This window comes from Solibacillus sp., assembly GCF_040273735.1.
Taxonomy (GTDB): Bacteria; Bacillota; Bacilli; order Bacillales_A; family Planococcaceae; genus Solibacillus.
Genome location: NZ_JBELZM010000009.1, coordinates 17,725 through 36,522 on the forward strand (window position 1 = coordinate 17,725; position 18,798 = coordinate 36,522).

At 39.6% G+C, this 18,798-nt stretch carries 14 protein-coding genes; 2 read left to right on the top strand and 12 right to left on the bottom strand.

Annotated features, from left to right (window positions below; genetic code table 11):
• Positions 1 to 42 precede the first annotated feature (42 nt).
• The 3 genes from ABS917_RS10300 to ABS917_RS10310 all read right to left on the bottom strand — a co-directional run bounded on the left by ABS917_RS10300 (position 43) and on the right by ABS917_RS10310 (position 3,514).
• Positions 43 to 1,320 (bottom strand): PDZ domain-containing protein, encoded by a 1,278-nt coding sequence (locus ABS917_RS10300; protein WP_350478887.1) that lies wholly within the window; start codon positions 1,318 to 1,320, stop codon positions 43 to 45.
• 76 nt (positions 1,321 to 1,396) lie between these two features.
• Complete coding sequence (locus ABS917_RS10305) at positions 1,397 to 2,824, bottom strand: S41 family peptidase (protein WP_350478888.1); 1,428 nt, start codon at positions 2,822 to 2,824, stop codon at positions 1,397 to 1,399.
• Positions 2,825 to 2,941: 117 nt separating this feature from the next.
• A complete protein-coding gene (locus ABS917_RS10310) occupies positions 2,942 to 3,514 on the bottom strand; it encodes a peroxiredoxin family protein (RefSeq protein WP_350478889.1) in 573 nt (190 codons plus the stop codon).
• Between the two features lie 632 nt (positions 3,515 to 4,146).
• Between ABS917_RS10310 and ABS917_RS10315 the strand changes: the two genes are divergently transcribed.
• Positions 4,147 to 5,847, top strand: a complete 1,701-nt coding sequence (locus ABS917_RS10315; RefSeq protein ID WP_350478890.1) for a diguanylate cyclase domain-containing protein — start codon at positions 4,147 to 4,149, stop codon at positions 5,845 to 5,847.
• Positions 5,848 to 5,871: 24 nt separating this feature from the next.
• Here the strand turns inward: ABS917_RS10315 and ABS917_RS10320 are convergent, their stop codons facing one another.
• From ABS917_RS10320 to ABS917_RS10350, 7 genes are all read right to left on the bottom strand, one after another.
• Positions 5,872 to 7,182, bottom strand: a complete 1,311-nt coding sequence (locus ABS917_RS10320) for a murein hydrolase activator EnvC family protein (RefSeq protein ID WP_350478891.1) — start codon at positions 7,180 to 7,182, stop codon at positions 5,872 to 5,874.
• Positions 7,183 to 7,304: 122 nt separating this feature from the next.
• Positions 7,305 to 8,201: a permease-like cell division protein FtsX gene (ftsX, locus tag ABS917_RS10325; protein WP_350478892.1), complete on the bottom strand. Its 897-nt coding sequence runs from the start codon at positions 8,199 to 8,201 to the stop codon at positions 7,305 to 7,307.
• Positions 8,191 to 8,877, bottom strand: a complete 687-nt coding sequence (ftsE, locus tag ABS917_RS10330) for a cell division ATP-binding protein FtsE (RefSeq protein WP_350478893.1) — start codon at positions 8,875 to 8,877, stop codon at positions 8,191 to 8,193. The genes ftsX and ftsE overlap by 11 nt, the downstream gene beginning before the upstream one ends.
• Before the next feature lie 515 nt (positions 8,878 to 9,392).
• Positions 9,393 to 10,607, bottom strand: coding sequence for a DUF4097 family beta strand repeat-containing protein (locus ABS917_RS10335; RefSeq protein ID WP_350478894.1), 1,215 nt, complete (start codon positions 10,605 to 10,607; stop codon positions 9,393 to 9,395).
• A gap of 85 nt (positions 10,608 to 10,692) precedes the next feature.
• Complete coding sequence (uvrA, locus tag ABS917_RS10340) at positions 10,693 to 13,560, bottom strand: excinuclease ABC subunit UvrA (RefSeq protein ID WP_350478895.1); 2,868 nt, start codon at positions 13,558 to 13,560, stop codon at positions 10,693 to 10,695.
• Between the two features lie 5 nt (positions 13,561 to 13,565).
• Positions 13,566 to 15,548: an excinuclease ABC subunit UvrB gene (uvrB, locus tag ABS917_RS10345; RefSeq protein WP_350478896.1), complete on the bottom strand. Its 1,983-nt coding sequence runs from the start codon at positions 15,546 to 15,548 to the stop codon at positions 13,566 to 13,568.
• Positions 15,549 to 15,904: 356 nt separating this feature from the next.
• Entirely contained in the window at positions 15,905 to 16,144 is a 240-nt protein-coding gene (locus ABS917_RS10350; RefSeq protein WP_350478897.1) for an IDEAL domain-containing protein, read from the bottom strand.
• A 187-nt stretch (positions 16,145 to 16,331) separates the two neighbouring features.
• Here ABS917_RS10350 and ABS917_RS10355 point away from each other — a divergent pair, with 187 nt between their 5' ends.
• Positions 16,332 to 16,823 carry a competence protein ComK gene (locus tag ABS917_RS10355; RefSeq protein WP_350478898.1) on the top strand — a complete coding sequence of 164 codons (492 nt, stop codon included), beginning with the start codon at positions 16,332 to 16,334 and terminating at the stop codon, positions 16,821 to 16,823.
• A gap of 5 nt (positions 16,824 to 16,828) precedes the next feature.
• Here the strand turns inward: ABS917_RS10355 and ABS917_RS10360 are convergent, their stop codons facing one another.
• Positions 16,829 to 17,182 carry a YhjD family protein gene (locus ABS917_RS10360; protein WP_350478899.1) on the bottom strand — a complete coding sequence of 118 codons (354 nt, stop codon included), beginning with the start codon at positions 17,180 to 17,182 and terminating at the stop codon, positions 16,829 to 16,831.
• A 163-nt stretch (positions 17,183 to 17,345) separates the two neighbouring features.
• Positions 17,346 to 18,797, bottom strand: coding sequence for a M20 family metallopeptidase (locus tag ABS917_RS10365; RefSeq protein ID WP_350478900.1), 1,452 nt, complete (start codon positions 18,795 to 18,797; stop codon positions 17,346 to 17,348).
• Position 18,798: the final 1 nt, after the last annotated feature.

Consider the following 18,798-nt stretch of genomic DNA (forward strand, 5'->3'; position numbering starts at 1 on the left):
AACCAAAAAAAAGAACCTCGTATTACCGAGATTCTTTTGAAATTAACTAACAACTAATAATCCAATTTTGTGATTATCATCACGATGGACCACATGCTGGGCAAGACGTAATTCGCCTGAATGATCAAGCACTTCCAAACGACAATGGGCAGCATTGATCTGCAATGCCTTATACAAATCTTCTTCTGTAAAAACATCTTGTCCATTTACACGCTTAATAATTTCACCTGCAACAAGTCCCATTTTCTCTGCAGGAGAATCCGGTAAAATGCCGGCAATCATAACACCTTTATCACTGCGTACAACGGCGTAACTGTTACGGTCCTCTGAGCGACTATAATGAATGCCGATAATCGTACGGGAAATTGCCCCTAATGCTAATGCAGCAGCACCTAGCACCGGCAGGAAATAAGCGGCCAATCCGACGATCAGCACAAATTGCCCTATCATGATAATCGAACGTCCCATTTGAGGATATACATTCATCGGCAGCTTTTGGCGCACCATTTGCTGGAATCCGATAATAAACGGGAAAACAATGATCGAAAACTGTTCTGCTCCGATCGTAAATTGTGGCCAATAAGGCGCAAAATTTTGAATGCCTTCACCCGGAATAATAGTAAAGACAGGTAAAATCCAAAGCTGTTTACTAAAATAGCCTATCCCATTTAATCCACGCTTTGTTTTCTCAACAATCGGTGAAGCAAAACGGGCACCATAACGGCGAATCAGAATCCCTTCTGCCATCAGCAAGAGCCCTGTCATAATCGGAACGGTCATAACAAGTTCGTCCGTAACATTTCTTCCTGCCAGTTCAATAGTTCCGATTGTGTATGACCAATCTTGCCATTGCATCCAAACGATTCCGCAAAAAGCAATCGCCATTACAATCGCCGGCGATAATAATTGATACATATAAATGATCAAACCTACGAAACTTACAATAAATACAATTGTCAATAATTCGAGTGATACTGTTAAGCCTATTACAAGACTAAATAAGGAAATAATAACGGACAGCATAAAGCCCATCGCAAGCATATTTTTCAGCTCGGACCAGCCACCTAGTATCCGTCGGTTAAAATACCTTCGTTCGCGCTTCACTCGGCGATATCCTAAATAAACTGCGGAAATGATGGCGATATAAAACAAAGGATTTATAAAAAATCGGCCAATCCCTTTTAAAATTTCAATCAAAACTGTTCCATCCATATTCTCACCTACCGTACGAATAATTGTACCAAATCCTTTACGGAATGCGTAGTCCCATTTGTACCGGAAATGAAATAAAGGCGTTGTCGAACTTGTATAATTCGACAACGCCCTCTTTATTAAAATTGCTTTATAAAGGATTCACCATCTTACTCGGGTATTGATTTACAAATGAAATAGTCCATCACTCAAACTGATGCATAATATAACTGATCGCCATCTGCAGCTGCATATCATTTACTTTTGACTGTTTGAATGTTTGCAGTTCTTTCGTTAATTCATGGAAAAATACTTCATCCATATATTTTCCTTCTGCAATATCATGCTTTTTTCTGAAGCTTTCTACTTCCTGTGCTGTATCCTCATCAAAGAATCCGTCTGTCCGGCTGATAGCATAGCCCAGTTCACTTAAAATACGCTGGCTGTAGGCAACTTCTTCACTGTATTCTCCCTCTTCATAGCGCCCTTTCAGTATTTTTGTTTCTACACTGTAAAGAGGATGCTGCGTCACTTCCACATCCGGTTCAATCCCGACATCATGGATCCACTTTTTAGAAGGTGTAAGCCATTTATTCGTCGATAATTTTACTTCTCCGCCATTTTGAAGATCCCATGTTTGCTGAACCGTTCCTTTACCGAAGCTCGTCACCCCAATAATGACCGAACGTTTCCAGTCCTGCAGGGCACCCGCAAACACTTCACTAGCTGACGCGCTTCCTTCATTTTGGATAAGTGTTAAAGGCGTGTCACGCAGCCAATTTGCATAAGGCTGGAACTGTTCCACTTCCTTTGTTTTCAGTGGCTCTGTTACACCATCATGATTTTGCATATACGCAAAGATTTTTTCCTTTTGCTCGAACATGCTCATCATTTGGGCAACACTATGTAAATAGCCACCTGGATTGTCCCTCACATCAATGATTAATCCTTCTACTTCCTCCTTAATTACCCCATCAAGAGCTTGTTTCCATTCTTCTGCTGTTTTTTCACCAAATAGATTGATCGTTATATAGCCGAGTTTTTTCCCTTCTACTTCGAGAACTTCAGCTTCCACCGTATCATTTTTCAAACGTTCTCTTTTCATGACTAACTTTAAATGCTGGTCCAGTTCCGGTCGGTAAATGACAAGTTCAACTGCTTCCCCTTCCTTGCCATACATCAACTTACGAACTTCCCCCATAGATTTTCCGTCAAGTCGTACTTCATTAATTTGTATAATCTCATCCAATGGTCGAATACCCGCTTTTTCTGCAGGCGATGCTTTAATAGGGGCCACGACAATAATCTTGCCATTCGCTTCTGCCAACTCAACACCAATTCCGATTCGTTCACTTGCGAGCGTTTGTTTATGTAATGCTGCTTCTTGTTCCGAATAATACGTACTGTAGGGGTCATTTATTGCATTTGCCATACCTCTCAGTGCACCTTCCACCAATTTTTCAGAGTTGATATCATAAACTGATTCGCTCGTAATTAACTGATGCAGTTCATTGACTACTGCAAAATCTGCCTGTTCCTCTTGTGGCTGTGCCTTGATTTTCATAACACCATAAACAATTATACCGATGCATACCATCACAACTACTAATAAAAAAATCCGACTTTTCCGCACGAATTCTCCTCCGTTCCATAAAATTTATGAAGCGAATGAAAGTTTCATACTTATAAAGTCGAATTTATACGTCACAAAATGAAGAATTTAAGATGGCGGTCTGTGCATTCCCCATGCTTAATCAAGTTGTTTCACATTTTCCCGCAATGAATCCAAATCCAGCGGGCCAATGATTTGCTTTTGTATTTTCCCTGCTGAATCAATCATGTATGTTGTCGGCATTGTCAAAATTTCATATTGATAGGCGACTGCTTCTGTTTGTTCCAGTACGATCGGGAAGGTGATATCATAGCTTTTTAAAAACTGCTCCACACGCTCCAGCTTTTCATTTGCATACGTCATATTGACACCGACAATTTCAACATTATCTTCTTTACGGTATTTTTCGTAGTATTTTTGCATATGCGGCATTTCCGCTTCACAAGGCGGACACCATGTTGCCCAGAAATTCAGTACGACCCGCTTCCCTCTCAGCTCCGAAAGTGTCAGCGGCTCGCCTTTTAAATTATATAATGTGAAATCCGGTGCAAATTGACCTTTTTCGAGGCCTACTTCTTCGCCCAGTTCAACTTCTTTCCCTAATGCATTTTCGTTGATTGCAGTACTTTGATTGATTTCAGCTTTTATATAAGCGCCAAGCATTGTGATGACCAGCACTAAAATAATACCGATTCCAATATTTTTTTTCATCAACATCACCCCGCCGTTTCTTCTTACTAGTACATTATCATAACTTTCAGGTAATTATTCAAACTAGATAAATTTCTTTTGAATAGTCAACGATTGAATGACCATAAATAATACAAATTTGCTTTTATCCAATTTGTTTATTTATTTTAAAAAACGGGTATTTATAACATATATATTTTGTTCTAAATACATAGTCCCGATATATGGTCCCATTACAATTTATAAACATATTTTAGACGATTGAATCCTGAATCGTAAACCGGTCCAATTAAGTAAAACGCCTATTTTAATTAAGAATATAAGACTTGGGGGTTTGAACATATTATCAAATTTAAAACTTCCCATCAATATGGATATGAAATTTCATATTAGTTTCACCCTTCTGGACTAAGAATTTGAATTAAATGGCGAATTAAAATGGATAAATGAACAGTTTGCGCAAGTCTATTCTTACGGAGTGCCTAGAAAAATGAATCAATTGACGGAAAATCGATTAGCTTCTATTATAAATAAATTAAGTACCATATTTAGGAATAATGATGAAATTCCAAACACTGAATTTATCTATGAAGATGCCCATACTTACTTCAGAAGAAATAAATTTTAGTCCAGTTAAAACAAGGGGAACTTTTATGGAGAAATTTTATAAAGAAGTTTTAATGAACGGTATTAAAGATATGGTCTTTATACTTAAAGTTGTAAACGATGATTTTCGTTTTCAGTTTATTAATACCGCTGCAATGGAGCGTTTAAATTTGTCTAAGCGAATTGTTGGCTCAAGCATTATGGATATTGAACCAAAGGAAAAAGCAAAATTTTTATATAATCAATACAGCAAAGTTGTTGAAATTCAAAATAGCTATACTTATGAAGATGTTTACGAGGAGAATGGTAAAAAGTATTATGCTGAAACTGTTTTAAGCCCCTTTTTTGATGAAAAAGGTACAGTTGATCAAATCATAGCAGTTGTACGAGATATTACACATGAAAGGAATACTTTTACAAATGCAATGGAAATGTTAAATGAACTGGCTGAAAGTAATGAGCGGTATCATTCTTTGTTTTTCCATAATACAGATGGTATTTTCATTTTAGATAAAATGGGTTTTATTTCAGATGGCAATGAAGCGAGTGAACATATTACCGGATATGAAATAAGAGAGTTATTTGGAAAATCACTTAAAGAGATAATAGACAAAGAAGATACAGGCAACTTTGATAATCTGATAAACGAAGCGGTTAAAGGAACTAATCAAAGTGGAAATTTACTCTTTAACAATAAAAATGGCGAGCAAGTTAACATCATTTTTAAAATCATCCCACTATTCATCGATGAGAAAATCATTGGATTATACGGAATTTTGAAAGATGTCACTGAACAGATACAAAGCATTAACAAGCTGGAAGAAAGTGAAAAAAGTTTTCGCATTATTGCAGAGAATGCCCATGACTTAATTACACTTATTAACAAAGACGGAGAAATTACATATGTTTCTCCATCTTATAAAAATATCTTAGGTTACTACCAGCAAGAATATCTTAATAAAAGTTTCCTTCATAATGTCCATACAGATGATCAAGAACGCTTCTTGGAAATTGTCCAAAATTCGATCAGTTCAGGTGAACCTTTTACTATTCAATTCAGACAAAAAAATGCTGAAGGACATATGATTTGGTGTGAATCCATCGGAAACCCTGTATTCAACCATAACAATAACTTTCAGCATCTGGTCGTACTCACTAGAGACATAACCTTAAGAAGAGAATATGAAGCCAAATTGAAATATTTTGCTTATCACGATAGTTTAACAAATCTTCCAAATCGATTATTTTTTAAAGAACAATTTGCCTTGGCAAAAGAGCAATTTCTAACTAGTAATACCCCTCTTGCTCTAATACTTTTAGATATTGATTATTTTAAACTGATTAACGATACTTATGGTCATGACACAGGAGATGCGGTTATTAAAGAATTTGGTTCTCGTATTAAATCAACTATCCGTGATCATGACATGGTGGCAAGATTAGGCGGAGATGAGTTCGTAATTCTACTCTCAAACATTCAAAGCTCTAACAATGCTATAGAAATTGCAGAAAGAATCAACGATACTATCCAGCTTCCATGGAAACTGAACGGTCATACCTTAACGGTTACAACAAGCATGGGAATCGCAACGGCACCTAGTCAATTAATTTTTACTGAATCCAGTTTAATGAAAAAAGCTGATATTGCTTTATACGAGGCTAAAAAAAGCGGGAAAAATTGCTATAAATTATATAACGATAACTGTCCCACTCCTTCTTCATACACAAATAAAAAGACCAAACTTTAATTAAAGTTTGGTCTTTTCTCTATGTTACAGTGAAATATAATTTAATGGGTTAACGGCGTTTGAACGACTGCCGTTCCATTCACCGACATGAATCTCAAAGTGTACATGAGGTCCTGTTGAGTTACCTGAATTCCCAAGTCGTGCAATTTGCTGACCTTTTGAAACAGATGCTCCAACACTCGTATTAAATCCGCTTAAATGGGCATACGTTGTTGTGAATAATTGTCCTTCAATTGAGTGAGTAACCATGACAACATTACCGTAACCATTCATCGAACCAACATACGAAACAACACCATCCGCTGCTGAAACAACCGGTGTGCCGATTGAGTTGGCAATATCAATTCCTAAGTGATTCTTACTTCCGATCGGACCAATATCACGTCCGCCGAACCCTGATGTAAAACGGCCCGCTGCAGGTCTTGTCCAATTTCCTGCCGAAACAACCGGCAAGTTTCCGGAACTTACAGCACTATTGCTACTGCTACTGCTGCTGTTTTGTTTTTTCTTTTTAGCTGCCGCAGCTTCCAATGCCTTTTGACGGGCAACTTCAGCTAATCGGCGCTGTTCTTTAAGAAACTTCTCTTCCAGCTCTTTACTTAATTCTACTTTATCATCATATTCAGCTTTAAGTTCTGTTTTCTCAGTTCGTAATTTCGCTTCTTCTTTTTCAAGCTCTGCTACTAACCGTTTCTTTTCTTTCTTTTGTTTATTTAATGAAGCCATCAAACTCTTTAATTCTGCTTTATTGGCTTCAAGATTTTCTTTCTTCTTCACAAGTTCCAGCTTTTGAACTTCAAGCTTTTCCTGGTCTTCTTTTTGCTCTTGCATAATTTGACGGTCAGCGTCCATAAGTGTGCTTACAGCAGAAAAACGATCGATGAAGTCTACGAAACTATTTGCTCCAAGCAGGACGTCAAGATAGCTTACTGTACCTGATGACTGAATCGCGCGAGCACGTTCACGCAATAGCTCATTACGCTGTTCGATTTTCTCTTTTAATTCTGCAATTTCATCTTCTAAAATAGAAATCTCTTCGTTTGCAATTTCAATATCCAATTCGACAACGGCAATATTATGATTCGTTTCATTAATTTCTGCACCTAGTTGCTCCAGCTGCGAAATGATTTTTTGCTGTCTGTTTTGATTTGTTTGAATCTCATTTGTTTTTTGTTCAAGTGATTTATTTATTGATTTTTTTTCTGCTTCGAGTTGACTGCGCTCTTTTTTCAGTTCACTTAATGATGCTGCAGATGCTGCCGGTATTTGAACAAATAGCACTAGCGCAAGTATTGCTGCAATGGTTTTAAATGAACGCGTCGTTAGCTTCTTCAAAAACTTTTCCCCCTAAATGCATCGGTAATAGTGGCTCTTTTTGTCTCAAAAACGAGCCACTTCCCACTATTTTCGTCATTGTCAAATCTGCCTTGGCAATGTGTGACAGTCGCTGAAAGAAGTTATACTTTTAAAAACTTACGAACTGACATGAAACTTCCCCATATACCGATGAACATCCCGATGAAAATAATTAATGCGTTCACCTGGTACATAAGCGGTGTTACTTCTAATAATTGGAACAACTCCCCTTTTAATCGAGGTGCCAATAAATCATAAATATTGTAATAAGCAATTGTAACGGCTGCGACCGGAATAATCGATCCAATCAAACCAAGCCACATTCCTTCCAATACAAATGGAATGCGGACGAAAGAATTTGTAGCCCCTACAAGCTTCATAATTTCGATTTCATCTTTACGTGCAATAATCGTAATGCGAATTGTATTAGAGATTAAGAACATTGCTGTAAACAGCAGTCCTAAAATTAATACGAGTCCTACATTACGAGCGATTTCTAAGAAGTTAAATAGTTTTTCTACTTTACCCTCGCCATATTTTACTTCAAAAGTATTGTCTAAGCTATCAATCTGCTTTGCGACATCAGCTGTTTTCAAAGGATCGACCGCTTTAACATACATCACATTATATAACGGGTTGTTCTGTTCGAATAAACTTAGTTCATCGCCAAAATCTTTGATTAACTTACTTAATTCTTGTTCTTTTGAAGAATATGTAACTTCCTCGACATCCGGCATATTATGAATCTCGTCAAGAAGCTGTTCTTCTGCCAGTTTTGCTTCTTCCGCTTCCGGAATAATATCGATCATGACGCGGATTTCAACATCGTTTTCCAAATCGGACGCGACTTTGTTTAAATTCATCATAATCGCAGCAAATACACCGACCAATAATAATGTGACCGTTACAGCACTGATTGAAGCGATTGTCATCCAGCTGTTACGGCCTAATGATTTAAAACTCTCACGGAAATGACGGGCAATTGTTCTAGTTTTCATAGCCGTAGTCACCTCCGTACTCATCACGGACAATCATTCCGCCTTCAATGGCAATAACTCTTTTACGCACAGTATTTACGATTTCACGGTTATGTGTTGCCATCAAAATCGTCGTACCTTGGCGATTGATTTCCTCGAAAATATTCATAATTTCCCACGAAGTTTCAGGGTCTAAATTTCCTGTAGGCTCGTCCGCAATCATCACTTTTGGACGGTTCACAATCGAGCGGGCAATTGCAACGCGTTGCTGTTCTCCACCTGACAGCTCATTCGGCAGCATTCGCACTTTATGCTTTAAGCCTACCAGTTCGAGTACTTCCATTACCCGTTTACGGATGACACTTGGCTGTTCTTCAATTACTTCCATCGCGAACGCTACATTTTCATACACTGTTAAGCGCGGCAATAATTTAAAGTCCTGGAAGACAACACCAAGATGACGGCGCAAATGAGGTACACGACTATTTTTTAGCGTTCTCAAATTAATGCCATTGATGATCACATCGCCGGAAGTCGGTTTTTCTTCACGGTACATCAACTTAATGAATGTCGATTTACCTGCTCCACTCGGGCCAACTATATATACAAATTCGCCCTTTTTTATATGAACCGTAATCCCGTTTGCGGCGACGACCCCATTAGGATACTTCTTCACTACATTATTCATTTCAATCATTCACGAAACCACCTAAGCTCAATTTCTAGTATTTTAAATTTTAGTCTTACCCATTATAGCATTTTCAAGCTCAAATTTTATTACATTTTCTTTTCAATGTAAGCCCCGCCTCGTTTCCAAGCTCTCTGCACCGCCATGACAACATTACAAAAAATCATTTGTTGCTAAATTTTCATAGAAATACACTTATTTTTTGGTTTTCGTAATGTGTTTGTTAAATTATGAAATGTTCTTAATATAATAAAATACTCTACACTATTTTTAATTATTCGACGTTTTCAGTGAAAACCCTTCTCAACATTTGGATTATTATAGTACTTTTAGGGGGTTTTTTAGAAAGAGTATTTTTCCATGTAGGAATACGGCAATTTATGACTTTTTATTGGGGTTTTGGCGGAAAACAAAAATAAAAGGCATCCAAATTCTCTGTGAGAAGATGGATGCCTGATTTTATATAGGAGTTTGTTGCTGCTTTAGCAAATCGAACCCCAAAAAGCTGTATTTAAATCCTATGCCTATTGCAGCGTATAACGTACCAACACTGTACCTGTACGAGATTCCCCTACTAATTTCAGGAGTTTCGCACCTTCCAGTTCTTTTGTGAAACGGACTGATTTTGACAGGAATTGCTCCTCTTCTTCTGTAACAAGGACATCACTTAAACCGATATCCGCTTTTCCGAAGTTCGAGAAAACCTGGCCATCCAGTGCGACTGTTTTCGGAACATAAATTTCTACTGAACCTGATAGTGCACGTGCCTTGATTTTATGTGCTTCTGCACTCGTTGTGGTAATGACAACATGTCCATTCATCGATTCAGCTTCGACTTCATTTAATTCTCCGTCTACGTAGATACGTCCATTCGCTGTCCCGATTTCCAGATCTTGACCTTTAATATCGCGGGCTTCTACTGCACCATTGCTCGTTTGCAGTTCCGCATGATCAAATGTTGCATTTTCCAGACGGATTATGCCATTATGTGTACGCGCTTTTACAAGCTTTGCATCAACCTGTTCGATTGAAACACTGCCTGTTAATAATTTCGCAATGACTACATCATAATGTTTTTCTGGAATAGCTACTTGTACTTTCACTTGCGCAAATTTATTTGTTGACTGAATAAACAATTTGTCATTTGTCAGCTTCGACATATTTTCCGTTGCCTGTGCAATCGTTTCTTCCTCAGTACCTTTTAATGGTGTTTTCCCTGTCACATTCACAGTAACTAAATCATCCGCAGCACGTACGATATCGACTTTACCATTGGCGATTTCAAGCTCTACCCCTTTAACATCAGCTACAGGGTAAGCATACGTTTTAGTGAAATCCACTTTTTCTCCAAACGGTGTATCAATATCAAGCTCTTTAAACTTCGATAAGGCAGCACCGACTAACCCTGTCATGCGTGTGCTGAATTGCGATAAATCCTGCTTAATATCGCCCATAAACTCGTCCATTTTTTTATTGAATTCTTTATCGTTAAATGACTTGCCGAAAATATCTTCAAATCCTGTTGTTTTACGTTTTTCTTTTTGCTCTTCAAAAATTGGTTCTGCCTTATGCGGCTCTTCCTCATACTTTTCTTCAAAAACCGGTTGTTCTACTGGTGCTGCTTGTGATGGAGTGGATTCCTTTTCCGACGACAATTTTTCAAGTAATACAATCGCCTCTTCTGCCGTAATTGTACCGCTTTCAACTAATTTCAAAATGCGTTTACGTTCTTCTTGCATAAAAAATTCCTCCCTCTGCTTCGTATATAGTTATTATACGAGGAGGGAGGACGAAAAGTTTCGTTTGCGCTCTTAGTTTTTCAATCTATTTATTTTGCGCTTCTTTAATTCTCGATTCCATACGTTCACGGTCACGTTCCAGAATCGGTTTTAAGTAGCGTCCCGTATAACTTTCTTTCACTTCGGCTATTTTCTCCGGCGTACCTGTCGCTAAAATGGTACCGCCACCTTCGCCGCCTTCAGGACCTAAATCAATAATATGGTCGGCTGTTTTGATCACATCGAGATTATGCTCAATAACAAGCACAGTCTCCCCGTTTTCAACTAAGCGCTGCAGTACAATCAATAAACGGGAAATATCATCCGCATGCAAACCGGTCGTTGGTTCATCCAGAATATAAAATGATTTGCCGGTTGAACGCCGATGCAATTCGGACGCCAATTTTACACGTTGTGCTTCACCGCCGGATAATGTTGTCGCAGGCTGACCAAGCTTCACATAGCCAAGACCGACATCGACAATCGTTTGCAGTTTACGCTGGATTTTTGGCAAGTTCCCGAAAAACTCCAATGCATCTTCTACCGTCATTTCCAAAATATCGGAAATATTTTTGTCTTTATATTTTACTTCCAGTGTTTCACGGTTATAACGCTTCCCGTGACAAACTTCACACGGCACATAAACATCCGGCAAGAAGTGCATTTCGATTTTAATAATGCCATCCCCGCGGCAAGCTTCGCAACGTCCGCCTTTTACGTTGAACGAAAAACGTCCTTTTTTATAGCCGCGCACTTTCGCTTCATTCGTCATCGCAAAAACATCACGAATATCATCGAATACGCCAATATACGTTGCCGGGTTCGAACGCGGAGTACGGCCGATTGGCGATTGGTCCACATCGATTACTTTCTCCAGCTGTTCTAAACCTTCTATTGTTTTATGCTTGCCCGGCTTCACTTTTGCCCGGTTCAGTTTTGATGCGAGTGACTTATATAAAATTTCATTTATCAATGTCGATTTACCGGAACCGGACACACCTGTAACGGCGATGAACTGCCCTAATGGAATATCGACACTGACATTTTTCAAGTTATTTTCAGAAGCGCCTTTAATCTTTATTTTCCGGCCGTCTGATTTACGGCGTTCAAGCGGAAGCGGAATAAATTTCTTCCCGCTTAAATATTGACCGGTAATCGACTCTTTGTTTTTCATTACTTGTTTTGGTGTCCCTTGTGCAATGACTTGACCGCCATGTACACCGGCACCCGGTCCGATATCGATTAAATGGTCCGCTGCCATCATCGTATCTTCATCATGCTCGACGATAATTAATGTATTGCCGAGGTCGCGCATATTTACAAGTGTATTAATTAAACGGTCATTATCGCGCTGATGCAGACCGATTGATGGCTCGTCCAAAATGTAAAGGACACCTGTTAAGCGGGAGCCGATCTGTGTTGCCAGTCGAATACGCTGTGCTTCCCCGCCGGATAATGTTCCAGCAGATCGTGCAAGCGTTAAATAATTTAAACCAACGTCCAATAAGAACTTCAGTCGTTCAATAACTTCACGAATAATTAAATTCGCAATCTGGCGTTCTTTTTCCGTTAATTCTACTGAACTAAAGAACTCATACATTTCCTGAATGGAGTGGCGTGTCGCTTCCGAAATATTCTGGTCTTTAATTTTTACTGCCAATGTTTCCTTTTTCAGACGGTGCCCTTTACAAGTAGCACAAGGCTGTTCAGTCATGTACTTTTGCATTGATTCGCGCACATAGTCCGAAGAAGAATCAGTAAAGCGGCGCTCGATATTCGCGATGACACCTTCAAATTCGATCTTTTTCTTATGCACACTGCCATAATCATTCGTATATTCGAATAGAATTTCCTCTTTTCCAGAACCGTATAAAATTTTGTCCATTTTTTCCTTAGGAATATCTTTTACCGGCACATCCATTGGAATATTGTAGTGCTTGCATACCGATGCCAACAGCTGCGGGTAATAGTTGGATGATACGGATTCCCATGGTGCAATCGCATTTTCAAGCAATGTTAAATCCCAGTTGTGAATGACCAGGTCAATATCTGCCTTTGCTTTACTTCCAAGGCCGTCACATGTTGGACAAGCACCGAATGGACTGTTGAATGAAAACATGCGCGGCTCCAGTTCACCAATCGAAAAGCCGCATAGCGGGCATGCATGGTGCTCACTGAATAACAGCTCCTCATGATCGATGACATCGACCAGAACGCGGCCATCCGCAATTCTGAGCGCTGCTTCAAGGGAGTCACTTAAACGTGTTTCATTGCCCTCTTTTACGACAACACGGTCCACGACTACTTCAATCGTGTGTTTTTTATTTTTTTCGAGCTCGATATTGTCATCGAGATCACGCAGTTCCCCGTTTACACGGATCCGCACAAAGCCTTGTTTTTTCAAGTCTTCAAGCAGTTTTACATGCGTTCCTTTTTTCCCTTCAATAACAGGGGCAAGCAGCTGCATTTTCGTGCGCTCCGGAAATTCCATAAGACGGTCGACCATTTGTTCAATCGTCTGTGATGTAATTTCAATCCCATGTGTCGGGCAATACGGTTTTCCGATACGCGCAAAAAGCAGTCGCAAATAATCGTAAATTTCTGTTACTGTTCCGACAGTCGAGCGCGGGTTACGGCTCGTCGTCTTCTGGTCGATCGAAATCGCCGGTGACAGCCCTTCAATTGTATCGACATCCGGCTTGTCCATCTGCCCTAAAAATTGTCGTGCATATGCAGACAATGATTCGACGTAACGACGCTGCCCTTCCGCATAAATCGTATCGAATGCCAATGAAGATTTACCGGAACCTGAAAGCCCTGTCACAACAACAATTTTATCGCGAGGAATTGTGACATCAATATTTTTTAAATTATGCGCTCGTGCACCTTGTACGACAATTTCTGTATTTTTCACATTGTTCACCCTTCTGCTTTCAATTCAAATATCATGTCACGTAGTTCAGCCGCGCGTTCAAAGTCAAGCGCTTTTGCGGCTTCTTTCATTTCAACTTGCAATGTTTCAACAAGCTTCTCCAGCTCTTTTTTCGTCAGCTTTTTACCGCCTGTCACTTTTGTAATATATGTTTCTTCCTGTTCCGCAGCTTGTGTTGCGCGGATAATATCAGGAATCTTTTTAATAATCGTTTTCGGTGTAATACCATGCTCTTCATTATACGCCATTTGAATTTCACGACGGCGCTTCGTTTCACCGATCGCCTTTGTCATTGAATCCGTCATATTATTGGCATACATTATGACATGACCGTTCGAGTTACGTGCAGCACGTCCAATTGTTTGAATGAGCGAACGTTCCGAACGGAGGAACCCTTCCTTGTCCGCATCCAAAATCGCGACAAGTGATACTTCGGGAATATCTAGACCTTCCCGTAATAAGTTAATGCCGATCAGCACATCATATGTTCCTTTACGAAGCTCCCGGATAATTTCGATCCGTTCCAGTGTTTTGATTTCCGAGTGCAAGTATTCGACTTTCAAGCCCATTTCTTTTAAATAGCTCGATAAATCTTCAGACATTTTCTTCGTTAATGTCGTGACGAGTGTCCGTTCATTACGGCGGATACGCTCATGGATTTCATCGATCAAATCATCAATCTGTCCTTCAATCGGACGGATATCAATTGTCGGATCAAGCAGCCCTGTCGGACGAATAATCTGCTCCACCATGTCCGGTGTATGTTCTAATTCGTATGGGCCCGGTGTTGCCGATACATAAATCGCCTGGCTAACTTTAGACTGAAACTCGTCGAACATAAGCGGGCGGTTATCCAGTGCGGACGGCAGACGGAAACCATGCTCAACCAATACCCCTTTGCGAGCCTGGTCCCCATTATACATACCACGTACTTGCGGTAATGTAACATGGCTTTCATCAACAACAAGCAAAAAATCTTCAGGGAAGTAATCCAGTAATGTATATGGTGTCGCCCCTGCTTCACGCAATGTTAAATGACGCGAATAGTTTTCGATACCTGAGCAAAAGCCCATTTCCTTCATCATTTCCAAATCGTAGTTTGTCCGTTGCTCCAAGCGCTGTGCTTCCAGTAATCGGTCTTCCGAACGCAATGTTGTAAGACGCTCCTCCAGCTCTTTTTCGATATTTTCAATGGCGACTTTCATTTTTTCTTCGCGGGTAACGAAGTGGGATGCCGGGAAAATGGCTACGTGCTGACGGTCCCCTAAAATTTCGCCTGTCAGTGCATCCACTTCACGGATACGGTCAACTTCATCACCAAAAAACTCGATACGGATACAGTGTTCATCGCGTGAAGCCGGGAAAATTTCGACAACATCCCCGCGTACTCGGAAAGTACCGCGTGTAAAGTTAATATCATTACGTTCATATTGAATGTCAACTAGTTTCCGCAGTAGCTGATTGCGCTCGATTTCCATCCCTGTACGAATGGAAACGACCATTTCACGATATTCTTCCGGATTACCGAGACCGTAAATACACGATACGGATGCGATAATAATGACATCTTTCCGTTCAAATAACGCAGTCGTTGCCGAGTGGCGCAATTTATCGATTTCTTCATTAATACTTGAATCCTTTTCAATGTACGTATCGGTTTGCGGTACATATGCTTCCGGCTGGAAATAGTCATAGTAGCTGACGAAATACTCAACCGCATTGTCCGGGAAAAATTCTTTGAACTCACTATATAATTGGCCGGCCAGTGTTTTATTGTGTGCCATCACGAGCGTCGGCTTATTCACTTCTTTAATTACATTGGAAATCGTAAATGTTTTACCCGTACCTGTCGCCCCAAGCAATGTCTGGTGACGCTTGCCTTCTTTAACCCCTTGTATGAGCTGTTTAATCGCTTCCGGCTGATCCCCGGCAGGCTGATAGGCGGACTTTATTGTAAAAGTTTCTGTCATATTCAGATTGTCCTTTCTGTCGCTTATATTATCTTCTATTTTAACATACCCGTTTTTAATTTACGATAAAATTGCGAACGTACATTCGAATTTTGTGTGGTTGAGTTTTTTTAGGTTGGCTGTGTTTATTAGAGCTGTGGTGGCGGATATTAGAAAAGTGCGGTGACTTATTTGAAGATTGGGACCGGTTATTTGAAACTCTTGAACACTTATTAGAAGAATTATCCTTTTTATTAGAAAATAACCAATTTATTGGAACTATTTTAATTTTATTAGAAACTTTCCATCACTTATTAGAAAACAACTACAACCCGCCGCTTGCCCATAAAAAAAAGCCACCTGGAATAGGTCGGCTTTTAGGAAACGGTTTCCAATAACTCATTTAACTCTGTAGTATAGCTGTGAAATGCTTGTTCGTTCTTTTGATCTAACGATGTATCGATAAGTAACTTTAATTGTTCAATACGTTGCATCCGCTGCAACCGACTAATAAATAAATCTAAATAAATTTCATTCAATAGCTTCTCTGCATGATGTTCAGTGGACTGCTGACTAACCGCTTTTAAAAAGTCTGTATACGAATAATATTTATCCATCGATATCACCTCGACCTCTTTTAACCATTATAAGTTAAAAATCATATAATTTGCAATATATTCTGAAAAATTATCATATGACAGAATTTTCTAAATATAATGTTGATTTTTAGCAAATTATGCAGTAGTTTAGATGTATAGTGAAAATTTAAGCGATTAAAAAAGTAGGAAAGATAGGGGATACAAAATGATTAGTAATTTAACACAAAAATCCAATTACATTATTTCTAACTCCACCTTTTGTTTGAAGTCCTATCAGCATCGAGATAAAATTCACACTGCCATATTGGACAAGTACGGCCAATCTACTTCTCCGTATAAACCTTTAAAAATCATCCGCGATACGTGTCGTCTGCATGGAAGTTCCTATGATGCCAGCAAATATCAGTCGAGGCGATTTTTCGGAGAGAATAAACATAAATTGCCGATAATGGTGGCCTATGATTTCGGGGATCCGTGCATTTTATTCCCGCTATTTTCGCCGTTTTCACCTCAAAATATTTGGTTATCCTTGAATCCTATTATTAATATTAGTGAAGATGGTGATAAAACGCTCGTAACTTTTGTGGATAATACTGAAATTAGTCTGGACATCAATATGAAATCCTTCAACCAGCAATATGTACGCGCTGCGATGTACTATAAATATCTGCTGTTACAGCGCAATGCCATCTTATAAGAGCATCAGCTATTTTTAAAATATTCAGCAAGAAGTAACTCACTTTGATTACGAAGGCGAATATTCGAATATCTTCTGCACTCCATGATTCCCCCAAAGTAAAAATGATACTCGGTAAACAAATCATCCGTTTTGCCTCTTACTAAGCGCATCTGATGAAGTTTAAAATAGTCCTTCGTTTCTTTTAAGTCATGCTCTATTTTGATACGTACAGCATCGATTAATTGCAAATAGGGATTTTTAAATTTGAACGGACTTTGCTCCACAATTGAGTAATCCTTCCCAAGAATAATTAACAGCAACGGCAAATAAATCCCAGCCTCATAATACGGAATCGTTTTAGAAGGAATTTGCAGCATACGAATACCTCCAATTAATAAGAACGTTTGTTCGTATATGTATTTTCACATATTTTTTTAAATCTGACAAGTGGAAAATTATTACTTAGCTTAAATTTCACTAAAAAAAGCCGCGCCTTAGCATTTCAATACTAGGGCACGGCTATTTTCAGTTACGAAATACTTATTTCTGATGAGCATTCGGACGAATACCCGCCGGAATCGGATTGACGTATGCACCTTTCGTTTCCGCCAAGAGCTCGCGTTTCGCCTCTTCAATTAACGAAGGATTTTCAAGTAAATCCACCGCTGTTAAAGCCAGCACTTTCGCTGCATATAAAAGCCCTTTATGTGCAAGCGACGTTTTGCCTTGCGATACAAGCTGCCACGTATGCAGTGGTGTGCCGAATACGAAGCAAGGAGCGAAAAATTGCCCTGTCGGTACAACCCAGCTTACATCTGCTACATCAGTCGAACCCGCCATTGTATAGCTGGACACTTCATACGGTACAATTTCATTTAAAAATACACCATCAACATATGCTTGTTCTAAATCAAAAGATTGAGATCCGGCCAATGTCGTTACTTCATTTTTGGCTGCTGCGATTTCATCCGCCGTAAGCGTACCAACCATTTCTTTCGCATAGTCCATTTCAGAACCGCTGTATGCCGGCAATCCTGCTTGCTGCAAGTTTTTAAATAGTAGACGGTTCAATAGATCGTTCGGTATATAATTCGAGCATGCTTTGTCAAACTTCACTGTTAATTTAGTTTCCGTCATTAAAGCCGCACCTTCCGCAATTTTTACAATGCGCTTATAAATATCATCCACTTGCTGAATGTCTTTTCCGCGGATTAAATAAAGCACTTCTGCATTTGCCTGGACGACATTTGGCGAAAGGCCCCCCGTATTTGTTACGGCATAATGCATGCGAACATTTGACGGAACATGCTCACGCAAGTAGTTTACTCCAACATTCATCAGTTCTACTGCGTCAAGCGCACTGCGTCCTAATTCAGGCGCATTTGCAGCATGGCTGGCCACGCCTTCAAACTCAAAATATACTTGATAGTTTGCAAGCGACGAGAAGCTGAAAATACTTGCAAATGAATTCGGATGCCATGTAAGTGCAATATCAACATCGTTAAATACACCTTCACGTACCATGAAAGTTTTCCCGGAGCCGCCTTCTTCAGCAGGACAGCCGTAATAGCGAATTTGTCCTTGTAATTCACCGCGCTCAATTAAATCTTTTAATGCAAGTGCTGCCGCAATGCCTGCTGTTCCTAATAAATTGTGTCCGCAGCCATGTCCGTTCCCGCCATCAATAACCGCCTGACGCGTTGCACTTTGCGACACTTGGCTTAATCCCGGGAGCGCATCAAATTCCCCCAAAATTCCGATAACAGGGCCAGCTGTTCCATATGTAGCAACAAATGCCGTATCCATGTTTGCAATGTTTTCTGTCACTTGGAACCCGTGCTGACGTAAAAATTCAGTTAATAGTTCTACCGACTTCTGCTCCTGAAAGCGTGTTTCCGCAATATCCCAAATCGAATTTGACAGTGCAATAATCTGCTGCTCGTATTGCATAACTAATTGTTCAATTCTGTTTTCCCGGACGGTACTGTTCATC